This is a genomic window from Streptomyces sp. (genome assembly GCF_031178505.1).
GTDB classification, from domain to species: Bacteria; Actinomycetota; Actinomycetes; order Streptomycetales; family Streptomycetaceae; genus Streptomyces; species Streptomyces gulbargensis.
The window spans coordinates 1-4,289 of sequence record NZ_JAPSIW010000607.1; the positions used below are offsets into that span (position 1 = coordinate 1).

The following is a 4,289-nucleotide window of genomic DNA, read 5'->3' on the forward strand; positions in this document are numbered from 1 at the left end:
CGGCCTCGAGGAGGGCGTCGGCGACGTCCTCGGGTTCGATGGCCGTGGGGGCGAGGACCAGTTCGCCGGCCGATCCGGCGGCGGTGAGCATGTCGGTGCGCACGCCCTGCGGGCAGATGGCGTGGACCTTGAGGCCGCGGTGCCGGTAGGTGAGCGAGAGCCATTCGGCGAAGGCGAGGGCGGCGTGCTTGGAGACGCTGTACGGAGCGGCGCCGATCATGGTCAGCAGTCCGGCGGCGGAGACGGTGGAGACGAACCGGCCGCTGCCGCGCTCCAGCCACTCGGGCAGCAGGGCGCGGGCCGCGCGGACGTGGGCCATGACGTTGACGTCCCAGGCGGCGGCCCAGACGTCCTCCTCGGCGAAGGCGTCGCCGGGCGAGGAGAGTCCGGCGTTGGCGCACCAGATGTCGACCCTGCCGCCGAGGGCCTCGCGGGCCGCGTCGACGACGGCGGAGGCGTCGCCGGGGACGGCGGTGCCGCCGATCTCCGCGGCGACGGCCCCGGCACGGTCGGCGTCGATGTCGTTGACGACGACGCGGGCGCCCTCGGCGGCGAAGCGGCGGGCGAGCGCGGCGCCGATGCCGCCGCCCGCGCCGGTGACGACGACCCCGGCGCCGCGTACCGCGTCCCCGGCGCCTCCGCCCGGCTCCGTACCCCTGTCGGTCCCCGTGTTCCCGCTCATGCCGGACCCCACCTCTCCGCTGTGACGACCGCAGCAGACTAACCGGTCGGTATGGACTCGCGGAAGACCGGACCGCACGCCTCGTTCCCCGGAGCCGTCAGGAGCGCTAGCGTGCGTGCCCATGTCACGCGCCCCGGCCGGGGACGGTCATCAGGGAGGTTTCCGCATGAGCCTGTCGCGTCGGAGTCTGCTGGCCGCCGGAGGCGCCCTCGGCGCCGCGGCCGTGTCCGCCCCGCCCGCCGCCGCGGAACCCGCCACGGGGCCCGGCGGGCCCGGGCGGGTGCGGACCGGCTTCGAGCGGCTCGCGGCGGACGGGTACGCACTGCTGGCCGGCGAGCGGGTCGGCGTCGTCACCAACCCGACCGGCGTCACGCGGGACGCCCGGCACCTGGTGGACGTCATGCACGCGGACGAACGGGTGGACCTCGCCGCCGTCTTCGGCCCCGAGCACGGTTTCCGGGGCACCGCGCAGGCCGGCGGTTCCGAGGGCCGGTACGACGACCCGGCGACCGGCCTGCCCGTCTACGACACGTACCTCAAGAGCGGGCAGCCGCTCGCGGACGTCTTCACCGCCTCCGGCGTCGACACGGTCGTCTTCGACATCCAGGACGTGGGCGCGCGGTTCTACACCTACATCTGGACGCTGTACGACTGCATGGCCGCCGCCGCGCTGGCCGGGAAGCGGTTCGTGGTCCTGGACCGGCCGAACCCGGTCACCGGGCGGGCGGCCCTCGGCCCGGTCCTGGACCGGGCGTTCGCGACCTTCGTGGGCCGGGAGCCGATCGCGCAGGCCCACGGCATGACGGTGGCGGAGCTGGCCCTGCTGTTCAACGGCGAGTTCCTGGCCCGGCCGGTGGAGCTGGAGACGGTACGGATGACGGGGTGGCGGCGCGCGGAGTTCTTCGACGCCACCGGTCTGCCCTGGGTGCCGCCGAGCCCCAACATGCCGACCCCCGAGACCGCCCTCGTCTACGCGGGCACCTGCCTCTTCGAGGGCACCAACCTCTCCGAGGGACGGGGCACCACCCGCCCCTTCGAGCTCCTCGGCGCCGAGGGGATCGACCGGCGGTGGGCGCAGGCCGCGAACGCCCTCGGCCTGCCCGGCGTCCGGTTCCGGGAGGCGTACTTCGCGCCGACCTTCTCCAAGTTCCAGGGCAGGACGGTGGGCGGGGTGCAGCTCCACGTCCACGACCGGGAGGCCTTCGAACCGGTACGGACCGGGATCGGGCTGCTCGTCACCGCCCGCCGCTCCTGGTCCGGGTTCGCCTGGCGGGCGGACCGCTGGATCGACAAGCTGACCGGCTCGACCCGGGTACGGACCCTGATCGACGCGGGCGCCGGGGTGGACGAGGTGGTCGGGGCGTGGGAGGCGGATCTGGCCGCCTTCCGGGCGGTGCGGCGGGAGTACCTCCTCTACCGCTGAGGGGCCGGTGCCGCTTTGGTGGTGGAGCGGGCTCCACCACCGGAGCGGGTGCGGGCCGGATGTCCTGAGGACCGTCCCGCGGCGCAGGCTTGCCCCATGACTCGCAGCCCTTCGCGTTCCTCACGCCGTCGCCGCCTGCCCCTGACCGCCCTGCTGGCCGCCGCCTGCCTCGCCGCCCTCGGCACACCCGCCGCCGCCGGTCCGCCCCCGGCCGTGCGCGCGCCCGCCGCGACCGCGGACCCGGCCCGCGAACTCGCCCGGACCGCCCGCCCGCTGACCGATCCGGTCGCCCTCGACCGGCTGGTCGGCCCGGCGACGGTGGTGGCGATCGGCGAGGCCACGCACAGCTCCGGGGAGTTCTTCACCGCCAAGCACCGCATCTTCGAACAGCTCGTGGAGCACGAGGGCTTCACCACCTTCGCCCTGGAGGCCGGCTGGTCCACCGGACTGCTCGTCGACGCCTGGGTGCGCACCGGCCGGGGCGACATCGAGGCGATCATGCGCGACGAGTTCCAGGAGTCGTACCGGCTCTGGAACACCGAGGAGTACCTCGACCTGTTCCGCTGGATGCGCCGGTACAACCAGTCGCACCCCGACCGCCAGGTCCGGTTCATGGGCAACGACCTCGGCTACGCGGGCCCGAACCTCTTCGACGCCGTCACCGGGCACGTCGGGCGCGCGCATCCCGCGCTGCTGCCCCGCTTCCGCGAGCTGTACCGCGCCTCCCGGCCCGTCGGCCCGATGGAGGCCTGGGTCAAGGGCTACCTGGACCGGCCGCTCGCCGAACGGCAGCGGAGGGCGAAGGAGGTGAACGAGGCCCTCGCCCTGCTGTCCGCGCAGCGGCCCGCGCCCGGTGCGGCGGCGCGGGAGGCGCACGCCTGGGCGGTGCAGCACGCGCGGGCGATCGCCCAGGTCGGCACCGAGTACGCGCACGACTTCGCCGACCCGGCCGACATCGCGCGGGCCATGCTCCACCGGGACCGGGTGATGGCCGAGAACACCGTGTGGTGGCAGCGGCGGACCGGCGGCCGGGTCCTGTTGTCCGCGCACAACGGCCACATCGGCTACGAGACGCTCAACCCCGATCATTACCCGCGCACCCAGGGCGCGTTCCTGCGGGACCTCCTCGGCCCCCGGTACGTGGCGGTGGGCGCCTCCTTCGGGCAGGGCTCGTTCCACGCGCACGACACCGGGGCGCCCGGGGAGCCGCTGCGGGTCTTCCACGTCGGCCGGCCCGGTCCGGGCAGTCACGCCGAGACGCTGGACCGGGTCGCTCCCGGCCCGTTCCTGCTCGACCTGAGGCGTACGGCTCCGGGGGCGCGGGCCTGGCTCGCCGGGGCCCGTCCGGCCCACCACATCGGCACCGCCTACCCGTGGCCGGGCGCCACGCCGACGGTGCGGCTGCGGGCCTCGTACGACGCGCTCGTCCACTTCCCGGCCGTCTCGGCGGCCCGGCTGCGCTGAGACCGGCCGCCCGAGGGGCCAGGGCGCTCCCCCGGCCCCGGAGGGGGCCCGTCCAGGTCTGGCGGGGGCGGCGGGCGGGCATGCTGGGCGTGGAGCCGCCGTCCGCGCACCGCAGAACGTGCGCCCAGGGGCGTCGCGGCCACCTCGACGCGGAGGGACGGTCGGGCCGTGACCGGGATGAGTGTGGAACCGTACCGGGAGCTCACCTTCGACAAGGACGGCGAAGGACCGCCCGGCCAGGCGGCGGAGCTGGTCGCCCTGGCCCGCCGGGGCGTCACGGACCTGGTGGTCTTCGTCCACGGGTGGAACAACACCCCGTCCGGCGCCACCCGGCTCTACTCGGAGTTCTTCGCCCCGTTCCCCGGCCTGTTCCGGGCGGGCGTGGAGGCCGGGTACGCGGGGGTCGTATGGCCTTCGATGATGTTCACGGACGACCCCGTGCCCGACTACCGGGCGCTGGTGACGGTCCTCCCCGAGAAGGAGCGGGTGGCCGCGCGGCTCACCGAACTCCTCGACCTCGCCCCGGCGCGGGAGGAGGCCTTCGCGGAGTTCGGCGCGCTGCTGCGGGAGCTGGCGGACGTGGACCGGGAGACGGTCGCGGCCGGTGAGCCGGTGCCGGAGTTCCTGCTCGCCGACCCGGTCGGGGTCTGCGCGCTGTTCACCGAGGCGCTCGGGGAGCCGGAGACCGGTGAGGAGGCCCTGGGGGGCGGACCGCGCCGG

At 75.4% G+C, this 4,289-nt stretch carries 3 protein-coding genes and 1 pseudogene; 3 read left to right on the plus strand and 1 reads right to left on the minus strand.

The window, feature by feature from the left end; genetic code table 11:
- Positions 1 to 682, minus strand: a 682-nt coding sequence (locus RIF68_RS28830; RefSeq protein WP_309054228.1) for an SDR family oxidoreductase, incomplete at its 3' end; no start/stop codon positions are given.
- 166 nt (positions 683 to 848) lie between these two features.
- On the opposite strand from RIF68_RS28830, the gene RIF68_RS28835 reads away from it, so the two are divergent.
- From RIF68_RS28835 to RIF68_RS28845, 3 genes and pseudogenes are all read left to right on the plus strand, one after another.
- Entirely contained in the window at positions 849 to 2,105 is a 1,257-nt protein-coding gene (locus RIF68_RS28835) for a DUF1343 domain-containing protein (RefSeq protein WP_309054229.1), read from the plus strand.
- A 96-nt stretch (positions 2,106 to 2,201) separates the two neighbouring features.
- Positions 2,202 to 3,569: an erythromycin esterase family protein gene (locus RIF68_RS28840; protein ID WP_309054230.1), complete on the plus strand. Its 1,368-nt coding sequence runs from the start codon at positions 2,202 to 2,204 to the stop codon at positions 3,567 to 3,569.
- Positions 3,570 to 3,746: 177 nt separating this feature from the next.
- Positions 3,747 to 4,289, plus strand: a pseudogene (locus tag RIF68_RS28845) (serine-threonine protein kinase); the annotation flags it as partial.

Coding starts and splice junctions, on each gene's coding strand:
- RIF68_RS28840 (WP_309054230.1), top strand. CDS start 2,202: ATGACTCGCAGCCCTTCGCGTTCCTCACGCCGTCGCCGCCTGCCCCTG.
- RIF68_RS28835 (WP_309054229.1), top strand. CDS start 849: ATGAGCCTGTCGCGTCGGAGTCTGCTGGCCGCCGGAGGCGCCCTCGGC.